Here is a 19175-nt window from a genome sequence, read left to right on the forward strand (position 1 = left end):
TTGTTATTAAGTTACATATCAATTAATTGATCATCATCACTTAAAAAATGCTTTTCATCCGAAGAAATGCGGGGGTTGATCACGAAAAACCCGTCGTCAGTTCCAATTGGAAAATGTGTGGTAAATTGATTGGGTACTAAGCAATCAAACAAGCGGTTTTGGCGAACCGTTTACGACAACATATTCATCAGAACATCGAACGGGGAATTGTTATGATATCACCAGATGCCAAGATCAAGATACAAAATTTTGGTCGTTTTCTGTCAAACATGGTAATGCCTAACATCGGCGCGTTTATCGCGTGGGGCTTTATCACTGCTCTATTTATCCCAACCGGATGGCTACCAAATGAGACGTTAGCTTCCATGGTTGGTCCTATGATCACTTACTTGCTGCCACTACTGATCGGTTACACCGGTGGTAAATTAGTGGGCGGCGATCGCGGCGCGGTCGTTGGTGCAATCACTACCATGGGTGTGATTGTCGGTACCGACATCCCAATGTTTATGGGTGCAATGATGGTCGGCCCAATGGGCGGCTGGGCAATCAAAAAATTCGATAACTACATCGACGGTAAAGTAAAAAGCGGCTTCGAGATGTTGGTGAACAACTTCTCTGCGGGCATCATTGGTATGCTGTGCGCCATTTTGGCTTTCTTCCTTATCGGTCCATTTGTCAAAGTGCTTTCAGGCGCATTGGCAGCAGGCGTAAACTTCCTTGTTTCAGCGCACCTTCTGCCACTGACTTCTATTTTTGTTGAGCCAGCGAAGATCCTATTCCTAAACAACGCGATCAACCACGGCATCTTCTCTCCACTGGGTATTCAGCAAGCGTCAGAGACTGGTCAATCGATCTTCTTCTTGATCGAAGCGAACCCAGGTCCTGGTCTAGGTATTCTGCTGGCTTACATGGTGTTTGGTAAAGGTACGGCTCGTCAAACGGCAGGTGGTGCATCAATCATCCACTTCTTCGGCGGTATCCACGAGATTTACTTCCCTTACATCCTAATGAACCCTCGCCTAATCCTTGCGGCTATCGCAGGTGGTATGACGGGCGTATTCGTTCTAACTATGTTTAACGCAGGTATCGTTTCTCCAGCATCACCAGGCTCAATCTTCGCAATCTTGTTGATGACTCAGAAAGGTTCAATCGTTGGTGTACTAGCGTCTATCGCAGCAGCAACAGGTGTGTCATTCGCCGTAGCAGCACTGCTAATGAAGACACAAACGTCAACAGAAGAAGACGGTGATGAAGCAGCACTAGAAAAAGCAACATCACAAATGAAAGACATGAAATCTGCATCTAAAAACGATGCGGTGGTAAACAGCCAAAGCAAAGGTGACGTAGACCTAGCGACAGTACAAAGCATCATTGTCGCTTGTGATGCGGGCATGGGCTCGAGTGCAATGGGCGCGAGTATGCTACGCAAAAAGGTTCAAGACGCAGGTCTGAACATCCACGTAACCAACCTTGCTATTAACAGCTTACCAGAGAGTGCAGATATCGTGATTACTCATAAAGACTTAACAGATCGTGCACGTAAGCATGCTCCAAATGCACACCACATTTCATTGACTAACTTCCTAGACAGCGAAATGTACAACCAGCTAGTCACCAAACTACTAGCAGCACAAAACCAATCCGCAGCCAATGACGACCAGATGGTAAAAGTGTCAGTCATGGCGGCAAACGACGACAGCTTTGAGCCACAACAACCATCGGTATTCCAAATCCAGCGTGAGAACATTCACCTAGGTTTGAAAGCAGCCAACAAAGAAGAAGCCATTCGCTTTGCAGGCAACAAATTGGTTGAACTTGGCTACGCAGAACCAGAATACGTAGACGCGATGTTTGAGCGTGAAGCGCTGGTTCCAACTTACCTTGGCGAGTCTATCGCGGTTCCTCATGGCACCGTAGAAGCGAAAGACCGCGTGAAGAAAACAGGTATTGTAATCTGCCAATACCCATCGGGTATCCAATTTACTGAAGATGACGAGGATGTCGCGAAACTGGTTATCGGCATTGCCGCTAAGAACGATGAGCACATCCAGGTGATCACCACCATTACGAACGCGCTCGATGAGCCGGAAGCAATTGAGAAGCTAACCAGCACCAACGATGTAGAAGAAATTCTTAACATCCTTGGCGGTCAACAAGCGGCTTAATTACTCCTTTAATTTGCTCCTGAGGCAAACGAGGTCAGCTGTCACCCCCTATGCGGTTGGCCTCACCCTAGTTTCGTAAGTCAACATTTTTAGATATTGGTAGGTAAGAATTATGAAAAACGCAGTTCATTTTGGTGCAGGTAACATCGGTCGTGGTTTCATCGGTAAACTCTTAGCAGACGCAGAAGTCGAGGTCACTTTCGCTGACGTTGATGCGCCGTTGGTAGACCAGCTCAGCCACAAACAAGAATACAAAGTGAAAGTCGTGGGCACCGAGTGCCAAATCGACACTGTTACCCACGTCACAGCGGTAAACTCAGCCAGTGATGACGTGATTGATCGCATCGTCAAAACCGATTTGGTTACCACAGCGGTCGGTCCAAACGTATTAGATATCATCGCGAAAACCATCGCGAAAGGTATCGCCAAACGTTTTGAAGCTGGTAATGACGCGCCACTTAACATCATCGCCTGTGAAAATATGGTGCGTGGCACAACACACCTAAAAGGCGAAGTATACAAACATCTGGATGAATCGCTGCACACAAAGGCAGACGAGTTGGTTGGCTTTGTTGATTCAGCAGTCGATCGCATCGTGCCACCAGCAGAAGCCGCCAACGATGACCCACTAGAAGTCACTGTAGAAAGCTTTAGTGAATGGATTGTGGATGAACAGCAATTCAAGGGCGAAATCCCTGACATCTCAGGCATGGAAAAGACCAACAACCTAATGGCCTTTGTCGAACGTAAGCTGTTCACCCTAAACACAGGTCACTGCATTACCGCTTATTTAGGTTGTTTGAAAGGGCACCGTACCATTCGTGAAGCAATTGAAGACCCAAGCATTCATGCTGAAGTAAAACAAGCAATGCAGGAAAGTGGCGAAGTGTTGATTCGTCGTTACGGCTTCGACCGTGACATACACAATGCCTACATCGAAAAGATTTTAGGTCGCTTCGCCAACCCATATTTAGTGGATGAAGTGGATCGCGTTGGACGACAACCAATTCGTAAATTGGGTGCAAATGATAGATTAGTGAAGCCATTACTCGGTACAATCGAGTATGGCACTGAAAATCAAACACTTTTGAAAGGGATCGCGGCGGCGTTGAAATACACCAACGACACCGATCCGCAAGCGGTTGAGCTACAGACCTCATTAAAAGAGGTTGGCGTGACAAAAACGCTAGCAAAATACACCGGTCTGGCTGAAGACAGTGTTGAAGTGGCTCAAATAGAAGCGATTTACCACCAGCTTTAATCGAATCAAGGGGAGCTCTGCTCCCCATAAATATAATTTTAAACAGTTACTCAGTATATGGCAGATAACATCAACGAAACCGAGATCATTGAACGATTAAACAGCGCGCCATCGGTACGAGGCTTTTTTATTGCAGCAGTCGATGTGTTCAACGATTCCATCGACGGGCTAATACAAAGGATCTTTCGTAAAGATAACTTCGCCGTGCAATCGGTTGTTGGTCCCCTACTGCAAGACTCCGGACCGCTGGGCGATCTCTCTGTTCGTTTGAAACTCCTATTTGGCTTAGGCGTCCTCCCAGACGATATTTATCATGATATTGAAGACATCATTAAGCTTAAAAACCGACTCAATAGCGATGCATCCGACTACGAGTTCACTGATCCAAATATTCTAGAGCCAATCAAAAAGCTGCACCTGGTAAAGAAAATGGGCATGGTGCAATTAGAAGTCAACGAACCTGATGACGACATCGACCTTGAGTTTTATCAACTCCAACTTCAACGCCAGCAACAAATAATAAAATCAGGTCTCTCGCTCGCTATTGTCGAGATCTGTAACGAACTGGGCAAAGACAGCCCTTTTTAACCCAACCTCCGGCAAGGAACGCCTTCTCTACTAGCCTCTTTTCTTTGCGTATCCTTTCTGTATGACGTGCGTGAAAGCCATCACAGTCCATATTCGTATGTCTCTGTAATATCAGACCAATCTATCGCTGGTATTGAAACGGTATGGCATGCTTTCAATCGAAGACACTAAAACCAAATGGGAGTTTTTCCAGAAACACCACTGGGTATCTCCAGAATTTTCCCGCACTCCCGTACTTGAGTCGTGGGAGCGTTGCATAAAGCAATGCAGCCCTTATACCTGGTCAAAACCACATATTGCCTCTGGCTTTACCTTCTCATCTCTGATGAAACGCAACGAGCACCTCCTCGAATGCGCCACTACCGTACTTGAAGACACTTACGACATGCTAGGGGACGAAGACCTGCTATTGATGGTGACTGACGGCAACGGCTGCGTTCTATCTGTTGTGGGACATGACTCAATGCAACAAGAGATGCAGGTACTCGGCATTAAACAAGGCTGTTTTCTATCTGAAGGAAAAATTGGCACAAATGCGGTCAATCTTTGTATTAGTACTCATATCCCGTGTGAAGTATTCGCAGCAGAACATTTCAATCGCCACTTACATTCTTATGCCTCTGTAGCAGCACCTGTTTTCGACCAATTTGGCAAGTTACGCGGCACAACATGCCTTCTCAAAAAAGCAGAGAGCTACAAGAAAGAAAACTTGGTCATCATCGCGTCGAGCGCGAAAGAAGTCAGTTTGCAAATCCATATTCAGTCGGAACAAGAAAACATTAACCGCCTCACTTGTGCGCACAACGCAACGTTAGAATGCATGGATGATGGCCTTCTGGCCTGGGATGAAGAAAGCCGTATCACGATGGTAAATCATCAATCAGAGCGCTTGTTAAACATTGAAGCCAGTCAGGTCTTGGATAAAGAAGTCTTTTCTGTTTTACGCTTCCCGCCAAATGTCCTCAATAGTATTGAGTCGGGTGCAAGCATCAACCGAAAACTCACAACGGTAGAGGTTCGTGGAGAGTTTGTTGAGGCAATCATTACCTTGCGTCCACTCAACGACGGCACACACTTATTGTTTTTGCACCCTATCGATAAAATTCGCGAACTTGCTCAACAACAAATAGGTGGCAGTGCGCGCTATACGTTCAGTACTTTGCCTGTTATTTCACGAAAAATGAAGCATGTCATTACCGTGGCAAAACGGGCCATAAAGTCCAAATCACCGATTCTAATTACAGGTGAAGAAGGTGTAGGAAAAGCCACTCTCGCCATGGCGATTCATAACGAAAGCACCTACAAAGAAGGGCCATTCATTACGCTCAACTGTCGCTCCATCAATACAGAGCAACTGGTCAAAGAAACCCTAGGCTACGACGAAGGACAAGGCATGCCTTCTAAGTTTGAACTCGCCCATGGCGGTACGCTCTTTTTAGAGAAGGTGGAATATCTGTCGCCCGATTTACAAGCCGTGTTACTTAAGTTGTTAAAAACTGGGCTCGTCAGCCGCAGCGACAGTTTGCGATTGATCCCCGTAGACTTTCAACTTATTACGAGCACCGCTTCAGAGATCAGCGAGTATGTCACTCAGCGCTCATTTGGTCGGCAACTTTATTATGAAATCTCCTCGAACGAGCTGCATATTCCGCCACTACGAAAGCGTAAAGAAGACATTGAATTTCTCGTCCAGCAGCTTATCAGCCATTATGAACGCCGCCATAATGTGACGATCTCGATAGAGCCAGTCGCACTGGAAGCGTTGATGAATTTTCGTTGGTCAGGCAACAACTCTGAATTAAGAAACCGAACTGAGCGAATTTTGCTGAACCGCAGTTCCAACTTAATCAAGCTGAACGATATTCCTGAAGACATTAAACTGAATTCTCGCCATACCGCAGAAAATACGCCAGTAATCACGTTAGAAGAAGCCGAGAGAAGAGCTATCGTTCAGGCTTGGAATCAGTGTGATGGCAAAATGCATGATATGGCGAAAGCATTGCAAATTGGCCGCACGACCTTATGGAGAAAAATTAATAAGTTTGGGCTGCAGGAGCAAATGAAGCTGTATTAAGCCGAGAAGTGGCGTTCCTATAACAAAAGTAAAACCGGCGTAAGCACGCCGGTACACATGTACTAACGATAAGGTATCGATTAAACATCAACAGACAACTGACGAATCTGCGCTTTTAGTCCCGGTAGCAGACTAAAACTGGCGCTGAATTTTCGTAACCCCACGCGAAGCAATGTTTCTGTAGCATTTGGATCGCCAGCCATCTCACCGCACATACTGACCGGTATACCCGCACGTTCGCCTGCTGCACAAGTGAGTTCAATGGCTTTTAGTACCGATGGTTCAAAGTAGTTCACTAACTCAGCAACGGCGGCGTTGCCTCGATCGGCAGCCATAACATATTGAGTCAAATCATTGGTGCCAATAGAGAAAAAGTCGACTTCTTGTGCTAACGCATCAGCATTCAACACCGCGGCTGGTACCTCAATCATAATACCAACGGGCAAATGAGTCGCATCCAAGCCGAGTCGGTTCGCTTGATGCGCCAACAACGCTTTTACTTTTCTCACTTCTTCAACCTGAGCCACCATCGGTATCATCAATTGAATATTCGGTTGCTCGTGAAAGGCTCTCAGAATGGCTCGAAGTTGGGCGGTAAACAATGACTCATGTTGAAGGCACAACCGCACCCCTCTCAAACCTAAAAATGGATTATCTTCCGATGGCATAGGATAAGCGGCTAAAGGCTTATCACCGCCAACATCTAGACTACGAATCGTAAGTGGCTTATCACCAAGTGCGGCGGCAATATCACGATACACTTGGTATTGCACTTCCTCAGTCGGCAACTCATCACTGTTTTGAAATAGAAACTCAGTCCGAAATAGACCAACGCCCTCAGCCCCCGATGTTAGCGCATCATCAATATCTTTCGGTCCACCAATATTGGCGAATACTGGAATATGGACACCATCACAGGTGACTGCGGCTTGCTGAGCACTCGCTAGTGCACTTTGTCGGATGCTTTGCCACTCAATTTGTTGCGCTTCTAATTCCTGCTGTACGGAATCTGAAGGAGAGAACCATAAATGCCCTCGGAAGCCATCAATAGTCACCACTTGACTAGCGCGCACAGCATCAAGGCAGCCCTGAGCTTTAACGATGGCAGGAATACCCATCGCACGAGCAAGAATCGCACTGTGAGAGGTTTTCCCTCCCTCGCTCAAACAGATACCAAGCACTTTCGATTTATCAAGCCCGGCCACATCAGAAGGCATCAGGTCGCGGGCCAACAAAATACTCGGTTCCTGAATGTCGATGGCATTAGGCGTTACTCCTGTCATTTCGACCATAACTTGGCGTGCTATATCATGCACATCTGCTTCGCGTTCCCGCATGTACTGACTTTCTGCCTGGCGAAACTCTTCGGCTAACGTTTGCAGTGATTCTATCCAAGCTTGCTCGGCTATCATGCCCGTTTGAATTCGCGACTCGACCGATGCCCATAATTCTGGGTCACTGAGCATCATGCTATGAGCAGAAAATATTTCCCCTTTCGGCTGCTTCGCTTGCTCCTGCAAATGTTGAACAACCACGCCTATCGCACGCTTAACCCGTTCAATTTCATCTTGTTCACTTTGGAAATCACGTTCAGGCACAGCTGGCATTTCATGAGTAAAAAGGACAGCTGGAGCAGTTGCGATACCGTCATTGACTCGAATACCAACAACAGCACCTTCAATCTGACTTGAGGCCATATCATCGAGCAAAGTATCCGAGCTTTCTTCAGGTTCGACAATGCCTTGCTCAACCGTCTCTTTTTCTCCGAAGTGCTCATGAGCTAAGGCTTCAAATGCCTTAATTGCTTCACTAGATTGAGGTCCGTGTGCGCATAAGGTGATCGTCTCTTGACTACGAACGCCAAGTTTCGCAATGCTGTTTAAGCTTTTCGCGTTCACACGGCGCTCGCCTTTTTTCAACCATAATTGGCAGTCAAAAGGCGCGAGTGCACCAACAATGGCCGCAGCGGGACGAGCATGTAATCCATGCGGATTTTGCACTACCCAATCAAATGTCCGTTCTTGCTCAACACTTTTTGATACTGGCGCTATCTCAGCGGATGTTAGTGGCTGATCACCAAGATGCTCTTGTTTTACGCTTAACGCATTCTGTGCCTCTTCGACTACCGCCGATAAAGGTAGTCCGGCGGCAGCAGCCACCGACGCCGCCATGGTTCCTTCAACAATAGGGGCCGAGATAAGGGTGACATTTTCCCTCACATGATCCTCAATCAGATCCAGAGCCATTTCCGTGCTAAGCAATGCGCTGCCAAGATCCATCAATACAACAACCCCTTGTTGATCATGTACCTGCTCAATCGCTTCCATCACGGCAATGGCATCAGTTCCGATCGGATTCTCTGGATCATCAATCCCAGCCGCAATCGCAAGCTTGGCTTTGCCTTGCGTCATTTGGGTGGCAAGTTCGGCCACCCCTTCAGCAAGGCGACGACTATGAGATACAACTACAATTCCCACCATCTTAATTACCTGCTATTGCCTGCTGTAGTGCTTTAATCATTAACAAAGAAGAGGTTGCGCCGGGGTCTTGGTGACCAATACTACGTTCACCTAAATAGCTTGCTCGCCCTTTTTTCGCCAACATTTCAATCGTGGCAACCGCATTTGTTTCTGCTAGCTCAACCATTTCATTCAATAAATGATCGGCGCTCATGCCATTTTCTAACGACGCCTTCACGCTAACTAAAACGGGTAACCAAACATCACACATGGTTTTATCACCCAGTTCTGCTTTACCACGAGACACCACGCCATCCACACCGCTTTTTAGTGCATCCACTAACTCTTCAAACGTTAATTGCTCTCGAGTTCCGACAGCGGCAGCCGTGCGAATAAACAGCGTGCCATACAGCGGGCCACTTGCCCCACCGACACTAGAAAGCAAAGTCATGCCCGTATTCTTGAGAATGCTGCCGATATTTTGGTCCGCAAATTGCGGCAGTTTTTCAGCAACTTTTTTAAAGCCTCGGTTCATATTGAGACCATGGTCTGCGTCACCAATATCACGATCAAGGTCGGTCAGAAAATCTTGATTCTCTTGATACGTTTTTGCACATAACTCTAACCAGTGAACGATATGTTGTTTTTCAATTTGCATGTTTGCTCCCCCCTGTTACCACTTGATCGCGGCTGTATCGACAGGAGCATCAAACAGCTCCAACATCTCTTTATCTGCTTTCAGCAACGTAATTGAAACGCCTTCCATATCGAGTGACGTACAGAAGTTACCAACCATATTACGCACGATACGGAACCCCGCTTGCTCGCAGTTATGAGCAAGACGGCGGTACACCCCGTAAAGCTCTGAAGTTGGCGTACCACCCATACCATTCACCATCACAATGTAGTCGTGTTCAGAGGCGAAAGGCTCAATGCTGGATTCCACTTCATCCCATTCACCTTCGTCACGATTCCAAATACGCAAAGTGCGCTGATAAGGTGTGTTTTCAGCAACTTCAGCAAACATTTCATCCACTAACGTATCGACGTCGGCGTACTTCACTCGCTTGATACCTGGTTCACCATGGATACCAACACCAAACTCCACTTCATCATCTTCCAGAACAAAAGATGGTTTACCCGCCGCTGGCACAACACAAGCATTAAGCGCCACGCCAAATGAGCGACAGTGATTATTAACGCGACGAGCCAGAGCTTCACATTGCTCCAACGAATAACCTTTGTTCGCGGCAGCCCCAACTAACTTCTCAACCAATACCGTTCCAGCGACGCCACGGCGACCAGCGGTATACAGGCTGTCTTTGACTGCAACATCGTCATCCACCAACACCGACCCAACTTTAATGCCATCGGTATGAAGGAGCTCCACGGCCGTTTCAAAGTTCAACACGTCGCCGGTGTAGTTTTTAATGATAAACAGCACGCCCTCACCAGTATTCACTTGGTTACCACATTCGTACATTTGATCAGGCGTAGGTGAAGTAAATACCTCACCAGGGCAGGCACCTGTCAGCATGCCTTTACCAATAAAACCTGCGTGCAAAGGTTCATGACCACAGCCACCACCAGAAACCAATGCCACTTGCCCCGGCGTTTCCTCGTGCCACATGTAACGAGGCTCGTAGTTGGCTTTTAGCTCAGGGCGGGACAATGCCAGGCCCTCCATTTGCTGCAATACAACATCATCGACTTGGTTAATTAACTTTTTCATCGTTCTATCTCATTCCATTTATATTTTTATGTAGGGTATGAATTCATCTTAAACAGAGAAAAAACGTGCTCAACAAAAATCAATCCGTTTCATATTGAAACAACGACTTCGGTATTTTTGTTTCAATATGAAACGAAAAACGATTAATTCGCTTGAATAGTGATCGGCGCCATAAAGCATGCTGATGCTTATTACTTCTGACAGTCGGTTTGACACAGAGGTCATAAAAGCATGGAACAAAACCAGAGATATCCTTCACCACTTACCTCACCAAACCTAATATAAACCTTATCGCTACAATGGATTTTCATTGCAGTCCAAAACACACATAAAAAAGGTTAAAGGTTTGAATTATGGACAAAATTATTATCAGCCCAAGCAAATACGTCCAAGGTGAACAAGTACTTACATCTATCGCTCACTATGTGAAAACATTAGGTGAACGTCCGTTAGTCATTGCCGATGAGTTCGTGACTAATCTGGTTGGTGATGACGTCAAACAAAGCTTTGCTGACGAAAAGCTTCCACTCACTATGAACATTTTTGGTGGCGAATGTTCGCGCGTTGAGATTGAACGCATCACGGACATTTGTGCCACTCAAAAACACGATGTCATTGTCGGTATTGGTGGTGGTAAAACCTTAGATACAGCAAAGGCTGTTGCGTTTTACACCAAAATTCCTGTCGTGGTGGTTCCTACGATTGCCTCGACTGATGCGCCAACCTCTGCTCTTGCGGTGATATACACACCAGAAGGTGAATTTGCGGAATACTTGATGATCCCTAAAAACCCAGACATGGTCATAATGGATACATCAGTCATCGCCAAAGCCCCTGTTCGCTTACTTGTATCGGGGATGGGCGACGCGCTTTCCACCTACTTTGAAGCTCGTGCCAACATGACCTCTGGTAAGGCAACAATGGCCGGTGGGTTAGCGACGCGTTCAGCACAAGCGCTTGCGAAACTTTGCTATGAAACCTTGCTTGAAGATGGTTTAAAAGCAAAAGCTGCGGTAGAAAATGGTGTGAGCACCAAAGCGGTAGAAAATATTATTGAAGCCAATACATACCTAAGCGGTATCGGTTTTGAAAGCAGTGGCCTAGCAGGCGCTCACGCTATTCATAACGGCCTAACCAAGCTCGAAGAGTGTCACCATCTCTATCATGGTGAGAAAGTCGCGTTCGGCACGCTTGTTCAATTGGTGTTAGAAAACGCAGCGATGGAAGAGATTAATACGGTTCTCGCCTTCTGCCGATCTGTAGGTCTACCAACCAACTTATTTGATATGGGCGTTAAAGAGCTAAACCACGCTAAGTTGCGCGAGGTCGCCGAAGCCTCAACGGCCGAGGGAGAAACCATCCACAATATGCCATTCCCAGTGACGGCAGAAAATGTCTACTCTGCTATTCTAACCGCTCATCAACTGGGCCAATAACCCAAATAACTTCAAACGAGTTTGAGTCTCAAAAGGCAAGCCAAGGTTTGCCTTTTATGCTTCAACTGACTTATCACTTCCATTGACACCTGCCGATGGCAACATCATAACAAACCGCGTCTTGTCTTTATCTGATGTTACTTTTATCTGTCCTTCATACGCTTGCACGATAGATTGGGTAATCGACAAACCTAGCCCTGCACCGACGCTACCTACATGTTGGCGAGATTTATCTGCGCGATAAAACCGGTCGAAAAGGTACGGTAAGTTTTGCTCGGCAATGGTGTCACCTTGGTTGCTGACCGATATCGTAACCTGTTCATCAACCTCTTGAACGTCAATCACAATGGTTGAATCAGCATACGCATGACGAATCGCGTTGGAGAGCAAATTGCCCACTGCACGCTCAAACATGTTTTTGTCCATATAGAGCTGACCGTCGCCTGAGCTCACGATTTGCACATCGGCATCTTCGGCCAATATTTCAAAATACGCGACCAAACGGTCGATTTCCTCCTGCACCGCAAACACTTCGTCATGGCGATGAATGAGCTTGTTTTCGGCCTTGGCAATGTAGAGCAAATCGTTGATGGTTTTCGTGATGCGGTTGAGTTCTTCCAACGTTGAGGCAATCGCATCCTGATACTCTTCAGGCGTTCGACACGCACCTAAAATGACCTGATTTTGCGTGGTAATGTTGGTGAGTGGCGTTTTTAACTCATGTGCTATATCAGAAGAAAACTCGCTCAAGCGGCGAAAACCAGTTTGCAACCTATCGAGCATCGCGTTGTGTTTGTTGGCTAACTCGCGCAGTTCTATTGGCAACGAATCGGGGTCGAGACGAATGCCCATTTGCTCTGGTGATATCTGTTGAATGTGCTGATTCAATCCCACAATCGGCTTCAACCCACGTTTTACCATCCAACCGCTCAACGCGGAAGAAATCACAAACGCCAAACCGAGCGCCCAAAACAAAATCCAGTCGAGCTTATCCAAAAACAAAATATGGTGATTGATACTCATGCCGAGCACCACCTGATACTCCCCAGCTTGAAACGCAAACGCGCGAATATTCAGCGAGTCCTCACTCCATTCGATGGCGCGCTCGTGATTTAAGACCTGAGGTGAGCTAATGCTGTAGGCTCGGTTCTGAGGAATCGTCAGGCTCGAATTCTGATACACGTTCTGCTTGCCTTCAAACACCCACATATAGAGCGTACTGTTATTCGCTTGCTTGAACACATCCTCTGGCGAGCGTTTTAACTCGTTCTCAATGGCATTGAACTTACTGGAAATATAGCTGAAATCTTGCGAATAAAAGTGGCGCTCAATGGCGTACTGTAGGATGAAAGCCAAAGAAAAATAGGTAACAAACGTCATGCTAACAAACATCAGCACGAGCTTGTTTTTCATGGAAAAAGGCAGCGAAAACTTAGACATCACGACTCTCTTCGAGTTTGTAGCCCATCCCTCTGACAGTGTGAATCAGTGGTTTATCGAACGGTTTGTCCACTTTGCTACGCAGACGTTTGACCGCCACATCAATCACATTGGTATCGCTGTCAAAATTCATATCCCACACTAACGACGCAATGGTGGTACGTGAAAGCACTTGGCCAGTTTTGCGCATCAACAACTCAAGCAGGGCATATTCTTTGGCGGTAAGCGATATCGACTGCTCCGCGCGCGTGGCAACGCGTTTGATCATATCAAGTTCTAAATCTGCCACACGTAATGTTTGCGGCGATGCGACCACTTGCGCGGCAATATGATGACGAAATACGTTTTGAACACGCGCCAGTAGCTCCGCAAACGCGTAAGGTTTTACGACATAGTCATTGGCACCCAGCTCAAAACCGCGCACGCGATCTTCCACTTGCTCCTTCGCTGTCAGCATGATCACTGGGGTGTGAATCCCACTACTGCGCAATGTATTAAGCACCTGCCAACCATCGAGTTTAGGCAACATAATGTCGAGGAGGATTAAGTCATATTCTTCACTGGTAGCGTGATAAAGCCCATCGACCCCATCATGCACTAAATCCACCACATACCCAGATTCAATTAAACCTTTTTGCAGATATTCTCCGGCTTTGTGCTCATCTTCGACGATCAATATTTTCAACTTTACTTACCTAGTGTGTTAGCGGGAGGATGAGAACCCAGTATAAAGCTCGAAAAAGAGCATGATGTGAACCACACCATACTCTTCCCCATTGGCAAACCATTATCGATTGTTATCGCGTTCGGCATAATGCACTTTGACATTCACTTTGCCCAAATATTCCAACTGACCATCTTCATTCATGCGTTCTTGCACGGTCACGAAGCCACCATCTTTTAAATGCGTACTGCGAGACTTCACATTAAACGTCAGGATATTGAGCTCTTTATTCAGTTCACGAGCCGTCATGGTTTTAAGTGAATTGAGTTCAGACAGTGCCTGTTGATAAGCCTCATCTGACGTTGCTGTCGGCGTAACTGAGATGGTTTTCATCTCTTCGCGGCTCACGTAGTTACCACCAGTGAAAAGTGGTTGAGCGAATGCAGATGCGCTAGTGATTGCCATTACCGTTACAAAAAGAGCAGTTTTGATTGCGTTCATGTTGTTAACCTTTGAGTGCTTGTTTTCAATGAGGTCATTATTGAACACCGCCTCTGACACCACCCTTTCAACAAAATGACATTTTTGTCATGAAAGCAACCTACTGGCGAAAGCTCTTGATCGCTCCATCACGCTTAGCACAAGACAAAAAAACGGCACATACTCTCGCATGTGCCGCTTGGAATTTTTGCTGTTAAGCGTTATTACTCAACCGTTACCGCTTTCGCTAGGTTACGTGGTTGGTCTACGTCCGTACCTTTGATCAGTGCTACGTAGTAAGACAGCAACTGCATTGGGATGGTGTAGTAGATCGCCGCCGTGATTTCACTAACGTGAGGCATCGTGATGATCTTCATTGTCTCATCTCCTTCGAAGCCTGCGTCTGCATCTGCGAATACGTATAGAAGGCCGCCACGTGCACGTACTTCTTCAACGTTTGATTTTAGCTTTTCAAGTAGGTCGTTACTTGGTGCAACCACAACAACAGGCATGTCAGCATCAATCAGCGCTAGAGGACCATGTTTCAGTTCACCCGCCGCGTAAGCTTCTGCGTGGATGTAAGAGATCTCTTTCAATTTTAGAGACGCTTCCATCGCGATTGGATAGAATTCACCACGACCTAGGAACAGTGTGTGGTGCTTGTCTGCGAAATCTGTCGCTAGTGCTTCAATGTCTTTCTCGAAAGAAAGTGCCGCGTTGATTTGCTTAGGAAGTGCGTGTAGCGCTTCAACAATCTCTTTTTCTTTCTCTTTGCTAACGCGACCTTGCTCTTTACCTAACGCCGTAACCAGCATCAATAGTGCAGAAAGCTGAGTCGTGAACGCTTTGGTTGAAGCGACACCGATTTCAACACCAGCACGAGTCATGAACGCAAAATCTGATTCACGAACCAAAGAAGAACCTGCTACGTTACAGATGGTCATCGCCGCCATGTAACCTTTTTCTTTCGCAAGACGAAGTGCTGCTAGCGTATCGGCGGTTTCACCAGACTGAGACAACGTAATAAGAAGGCTGTTTGGACGCGTCACAAACTTGCGGTAACGGAATTCAGACGCAATTTCTACATCACAGCTCACGCCAGCAATGTCTTCAAACCAGTAACGTGCTGTCATGCCCGCGTTGTAAGACGTACCACACGCAACGATTTGTACGTGTTCTACTTTGCTTAGAATGTCAGCCGCATGCACACCGATCGCATCAGTTACAACGGAGTCTGCCGTGATACGGCCTTCCATTGTGTTGATCAACGCTTTAGGTTGCTCATAGATTTCTTTTTGCATGAAGTGGCGGTATTGGCCTTTATCGCCAGCATCATGTTCTGCGTTAGATTCTACGATTTCACGCTCAACCAGCTCGCCCGTTGCGTCAAAGACAGTAACTTCACGGCGAGTGATTTCTGCCACATCACCTTCTTCTAGGTACATGAAACGGCGCGTTACATTCAGTAGCGCAAGTTGGTCAGAAGCCAGGAAGTTCTCACCCACACCAAAACCAATTACGATCGGGCTGCCTGAACGTGCAACTACGATGCGCGAAGGATCTTTACGATCAAGTGCTACCGTACCGTAGGCACCTTCCAGTTGTTTTGCTGTTTTTTGTACTGCTTCTAGTAGCGTTTCTGAAGTGCGAAGTTCCCACTCAACCATGTGTGCGATAACTTCTGTATCCGTTTGAGATTCAAACACGTAACCACGAGATTGAAGCAATTCACGAAGCTCTTCGTGGTTTTCGATAATACCGTTATGTACAACAGCAATATCGCCAGACATATGTGGGTGTGCATTAACTTCAGATGGTTCACCGTGCGTCGCCCAGCGAGTGTGTGCAATACCCGTTCCGCCGATCACTTTTGCTTCTTCTACTGCATCAGCCAATTCTTGCACTTTACCCAAGCGACGAACGCGCGTTAGGTTTGACTCGCCATCAACAACAGCAACGCCAGCTGAGTCGTAACCGCGGTACTCTAAGCGGCGTAGACCTTCAACCAAAATTTCTGCAACATCTCGTTGTGCTACTGCACCTACGATTCCACACATGTGTTTATCTCCGTTTGTAGTTTTGTTCTTCCCTAGCCATGATTTTAATAGAGGCAGCAAGCGAAGGCCTGTATTCAGAGGGAAGTGAAATATGAAACTGGTTACATAATTAGATTAGGCACAAATGACTTTCACGCCATGTTGTTCAATCTGTATTTTGTGTTCTTGCTGAATATCAGCATCCGTCACTAGCACATCAACTTGATGCCAAGCGAGCTCTAAATTCGGGATCTTACGGCCGATTTTTTCCGATTCGATCATGACGATCACTTCGCGCGACACTTCCGCCATCACCTTACTCAAACCAACCAATTCATTAAATGTTGTGGTGCCGCGTTCGAGATCGATGCCATCCGCACCGATAAATAGCTGGTCAAAATCGTAAGCTCGCAATACAGATTCGGCTACTTTGCCTTGAAAAGATTCTGAGTGCGTATCCCAAGTCCCACCAGTCATCAGCAGTGTTGGTTCGCTCTCTAATTCATTAAGGGCGTTAGCAACATGCAACGAGTTGGTCATGACAACTAAGCCACGTTTGTCATTCAACTGTTGAATCAACGCAGCCGTAGTACTGCCACTGTCGATCACGATGCGATTATGGTCTCGAATCAGTGATGCCGCGGCTTTTGCCAAGTTTAGCTTTCGAGTCGAAACATTAGCGCTCAATTCTTCGTGAATGACTTCTGTTGGGATAGCAATCGCACCGCCGTAGCGGCGTAGAAGTTGGCCATTTTTCTCTAAAGAAGCTAAATCCTTTCTAATCGTGACCTCTGAGGTTTCGAATTTCTGAGCGAGTTCGTCAACGCTGACTTCTCCTAGCTCAGAAACCAAGTTAGAAATGGCGTGTCTTCTTAGTTGAGTGTTTCGTTTCGACATTTACGTTTTGAATTTAAGTTTCGATGTGAAACTTATTATAGTCAAACCGAAACTTTTAAGTCCATTTATTTCGATCCAAAAAATTAATATTTCTCGATAAAACCTTGTCCTAAGACAATTCTTAAACAGTGATATTGGATTCATTCAGTGGTAGAATTCGCCACCGAAAAGAAAAAAAATTACAGAATTGAAGGCTATTTTTTTGCAACTTTCTGCATATAAAGTGGGATTAGTCACAAAAAGGTAACCAAAATCGCCGATCTTTTAGTCATAAAATGACTAAACTTGGTGAAAGACTTTCAGAATCTGAAGTACTGATAATGAGGCGAAAAATCGGTGGGTGACAGGCACTAAATGTCATCAATAACGCCCTAACTTCAGAGTAAACAACCGACTTTCAAATTGTAACTATACTTACCGGAGAGTATCTTCCATGAAAAAGACCAAAATCGTATGTACGATTGGCCCTAAAACTGAATCTGTAGAGAAGCTAACTGAGCTAGTGAACGCAGGCATGAACGTAATGCGTCTTAACTTCTCTCACGGTGACTACGAAGAACACGGCACTCGTATCGCGAACTTCCGTAAAGTAATGGAAGCTACTGGCAAACCACTAGCAATTCTTCTAGATACTAAAGGTCCAGAAATCCGCACTATTAAGCTAGAAGGCGGTAACGACGTTGATCTAGTAGCTGGTCAAGAATTCACTTTCACAACTGACACTTCAGTTGTAGGTAACAAAGATAAAGTTGCAGTAACTTACGCAGGTTTCGCAGCAGACCTAAGCGTAGGTAACACTATCCTAGTCGACGACGGTCTAATCGAGATGGAAGTTATCTCTAAGACTGAAACAGAAGTTAAATGTAAAGTACTTAACAATGGTGCACTAGGCGAGAACAAAGGTGTGAACCTTCCTGGCGTTTCTGTAAACCTACCTGCTCTATCTGAAAAAGATAAGAACGACCTTAAATTCGGTTGTGAGCAAGGCGTTGACTTCGTAGCTGCTTCTTTCATCCGTAAAGCTTCTGACGTTCAAGAAATCCGTGAAGTTCTAGCGGCAAACGGCGGCGAGAACATCCACATCATCTCTAAGATCGAAAACCAAGAAGGTGTTGATAACTTCGACGAGATCCTAGAGCTTTCTGACGGCATCATGGTTGCTCGTGGTGACCTAGGTGTTGAAATCCCAGCTGAAGAAGTAATCTTCGCTCAGAAAATGATGATCGAGAAGTGTAACCGTGCACGTAAGATGGTTATCACTGCAACTCAAATGCTTGATTCTATGATCAACAACCCACGTCCTACTCGTGCGGAAGCAGGCGACGTTGCTAACGCGGTAATGGACGGTACTGACGCAGTAATGCTTTCTGGTGAAACTGCTAAAGGTAAGTACCCAGTTGAAGCGGTAACTATCATGGCTCAAATCGCGAACCGTACTGATTCAGCTCTAAAAGCTGAGCTAGGTTCTCGTCTAGACAGCCCACGTCTACGTATCACTGAAGCAGTATGTAAAGGCGCAGTAGACACAGCTGAGAAACTAGCTGCTCCACTTATCGTTGTTGCAACTGAAGGTGGTAAATCTGCACGTTCAGTACGTAAATACTTCCCAACTGCAAACATCCTAGCACTAACAACAAACAAGAAAACAGCAGCACAACTTGTTCTAACTAAAGGTGTGACGCCAGTTGTTGTTGATTCTATCGAAAGCACTGACGCATTCTACGTAGCAGGTAAAGAGCTTGCTCTAGAGTCTGGTCTAGGTAACAAAGGCGACATCGTAGTGATGGTTTCTGGTGCTCTAGTCGCTTCAGGTACTACGAACACAGCTTCTGTACACGTACTATAAGACTGAACTTTTCATACTTCAGTTGATTGATAAAGGGGGCTTATGCCCTCTTTTTTTATATGGCTTTCTTGCTCTAATAATAGCCTAACTGTATCAT

14 protein-coding genes are annotated in these 19175 nt (G+C 46.1%); 6 read left to right on the forward strand and 8 right to left on the reverse strand.

Translation table 11 applies throughout. The features are described from left to right. Positions 1-212: 212 nt before the first annotated feature. From OO778_RS14545 to dhaR, 4 genes are all read left to right on the forward strand, one after another. Positions 213-2165: a PTS mannitol transporter subunit IICBA gene (locus OO778_RS14545; RefSeq protein ID WP_264910162.1), complete on the forward strand. Its 1953-nt coding sequence runs from the start codon at positions 213-215 to the stop codon at positions 2163-2165. A 112-nt stretch (positions 2166-2277) separates the two neighbouring features. Next, positions 2278-3426, forward strand: coding sequence for a mannitol-1-phosphate 5-dehydrogenase (locus OO778_RS14550; protein ID WP_264910163.1), 1149 nt, complete (start codon positions 2278-2280; stop codon positions 3424-3426). Positions 3427-3483: 57 nt separating this feature from the next. Beyond that, positions 3484-4014, forward strand: coding sequence for an MltR family transcriptional regulator (locus OO778_RS14555; protein ID WP_012841150.1), 531 nt, complete (start codon positions 3484-3486; stop codon positions 4012-4014). A gap of 148 nt (positions 4015-4162) precedes the next feature. Next, positions 4163-6088, forward strand: a complete 1926-nt coding sequence (gene dhaR, locus OO778_RS14560; protein WP_264910166.1) for a dihydroxyacetone kinase operon transcriptional regulator DhaR — start codon at positions 4163-4165, stop codon at positions 6086-6088. Positions 6089-6168: 80 nt separating this feature from the next. Here the strand turns inward: dhaR and ptsP are convergent, their stop codons facing one another. Genes ptsP through dhaK form a run of 3 tightly spaced genes read right to left on the reverse strand, consistent with a single transcriptional unit; the run spans position 6169 to position 10279 of the window. Next, positions 6169-8568 (reverse strand): phosphoenolpyruvate--protein phosphotransferase, encoded by a 2400-nt coding sequence (ptsP, locus tag OO778_RS14565; protein ID WP_264910167.1) that lies wholly within the window; start codon positions 8566-8568, stop codon positions 6169-6171. Between the two features lies 1 nt (position 8569). Then, positions 8570-9205: a dihydroxyacetone kinase subunit DhaL gene (gene dhaL, locus OO778_RS14570; protein ID WP_005379705.1), complete on the reverse strand. Its 636-nt coding sequence runs from the start codon at positions 9203-9205 to the stop codon at positions 8570-8572. 15 nt (positions 9206-9220) lie between these two features. Beyond that, positions 9221-10279: a dihydroxyacetone kinase subunit DhaK gene (gene dhaK, locus OO778_RS14575; RefSeq protein WP_074192016.1), complete on the reverse strand. Its 1059-nt coding sequence runs from the start codon at positions 10277-10279 to the stop codon at positions 9221-9223. A gap of 353 nt (positions 10280-10632) precedes the next feature. On the opposite strand from dhaK, the gene OO778_RS14580 reads away from it, so the two are divergent. Then, positions 10633-11715 carry a glycerol dehydrogenase gene (locus OO778_RS14580; RefSeq protein WP_005487429.1) on the forward strand — a complete coding sequence of 361 codons (1083 nt, stop codon included), beginning with the start codon at positions 10633-10635 and terminating at the stop codon, positions 11713-11715. A 54-nt stretch (positions 11716-11769) separates the two neighbouring features. On the opposite strand, the gene OO778_RS14585 is transcribed toward OO778_RS14580, so the two are convergent. The 5 genes from OO778_RS14585 to OO778_RS14605 form a co-directional block, all read right to left on the reverse strand. Continuing rightward, on the reverse strand, positions 11770-13155 hold the full coding sequence (locus OO778_RS14585; protein ID WP_258507028.1) for a heavy metal sensor histidine kinase: 1386 nt from the start codon (positions 13153-13155) through the stop codon (positions 11770-11772). Beyond that, a complete protein-coding gene (locus tag OO778_RS14590) occupies positions 13148-13840 on the reverse strand; it encodes a heavy metal response regulator transcription factor (RefSeq protein ID WP_258615889.1) in 693 nt (230 codons plus the stop codon). The genes OO778_RS14585 and OO778_RS14590 overlap by 8 nt, the downstream gene beginning before the upstream one ends. Before the next feature lie 102 nt (positions 13841-13942). Then, complete coding sequence (locus OO778_RS14595) at positions 13943-14320, reverse strand: DUF3316 domain-containing protein (RefSeq protein ID WP_031815906.1); 378 nt, start codon at positions 14318-14320, stop codon at positions 13943-13945. Positions 14321-14523: 203 nt separating this feature from the next. Next, a complete protein-coding gene (gene glmS, locus OO778_RS14600) occupies positions 14524-16356 on the reverse strand; it encodes a glutamine--fructose-6-phosphate transaminase (isomerizing) (RefSeq protein WP_005392238.1) in 1833 nt (610 codons plus the stop codon). 114 nt (positions 16357-16470) lie between these two features. Continuing rightward, a complete protein-coding gene (locus tag OO778_RS14605; protein ID WP_258615887.1) occupies positions 16471-17232 on the reverse strand; it encodes a DeoR family transcriptional regulator in 762 nt (253 codons plus the stop codon). Positions 17233-17665: 433 nt separating this feature from the next. Between OO778_RS14605 and pykF the strand changes: the two genes are divergently transcribed. Then, entirely contained in the window at positions 17666-19078 is a 1413-nt protein-coding gene (gene pykF / locus OO778_RS14610; protein WP_264910176.1) for a pyruvate kinase PykF, read from the forward strand. Positions 19079-19175: the final 97 nt, after the last annotated feature.

The organism is Vibrio sp. STUT-A16, assembly GCF_026000495.1.
GTDB classification, from domain to species: Bacteria; Pseudomonadota; Gammaproteobacteria; order Enterobacterales; family Vibrionaceae; genus Vibrio; species Vibrio diabolicus.

Excerpts from the sequence above, each read along its gene's own strand:
- OO778_RS14545 (WP_264910162.1), top strand. The coding sequence starts at position 213 with ATGATATCACCAGATGCCAAGATCAAGATACAAAATTTTGGTCGTTTT.
- OO778_RS14595 (WP_031815906.1), bottom strand. The coding sequence starts at position 14,320 with ATGAACGCAATCAAAACTGCTCTTTTTGTAACGGTAATGGCAATCACT.
- OO778_RS14555 (WP_012841150.1), top strand. The coding sequence starts at position 3,484 with ATGGCAGATAACATCAACGAAACCGAGATCATTGAACGATTAAACAGC.
- OO778_RS14550 (WP_264910163.1), top strand. The coding sequence starts at position 2,278 with ATGAAAAACGCAGTTCATTTTGGTGCAGGTAACATCGGTCGTGGTTTC.
- glmS (WP_005392238.1), bottom strand. The coding sequence starts at position 16,356 with ATGTGTGGAATCGTAGGTGCAGTAGCACAACGAGATGTTGCAGAAATT.
- pykF (WP_264910176.1), top strand. The coding sequence starts at position 17,666 with ATGAAAAAGACCAAAATCGTATGTACGATTGGCCCTAAAACTGAATCT.
- dhaK (WP_074192016.1), bottom strand. The coding sequence starts at position 10,279 with ATGAAAAAGTTAATTAACCAAGTCGATGATGTTGTATTGCAGCAAATG.
- OO778_RS14585 (WP_258507028.1), bottom strand. The coding sequence starts at position 13,155 with ATGTCTAAGTTTTCGCTGCCTTTTTCCATGAAAAACAAGCTCGTGCTG.
- dhaR (WP_264910166.1), top strand. The coding sequence starts at position 4,163 with ATGCTTTCAATCGAAGACACTAAAACCAAATGGGAGTTTTTCCAGAAA.
- OO778_RS14605 (WP_258615887.1), bottom strand. The coding sequence starts at position 17,232 with ATGTCGAAACGAAACACTCAACTAAGAAGACACGCCATTTCTAACTTG.
- dhaL (WP_005379705.1), bottom strand. The coding sequence starts at position 9,205 with ATGCAAATTGAAAAACAACATATCGTTCACTGGTTAGAGTTATGTGCA.
- ptsP (WP_264910167.1), bottom strand. The coding sequence starts at position 8,568 with ATGGTGGGAATTGTAGTTGTATCTCATAGTCGTCGCCTTGCTGAAGGG.
- OO778_RS14580 (WP_005487429.1), top strand. The coding sequence starts at position 10,633 with ATGGACAAAATTATTATCAGCCCAAGCAAATACGTCCAAGGTGAACAA.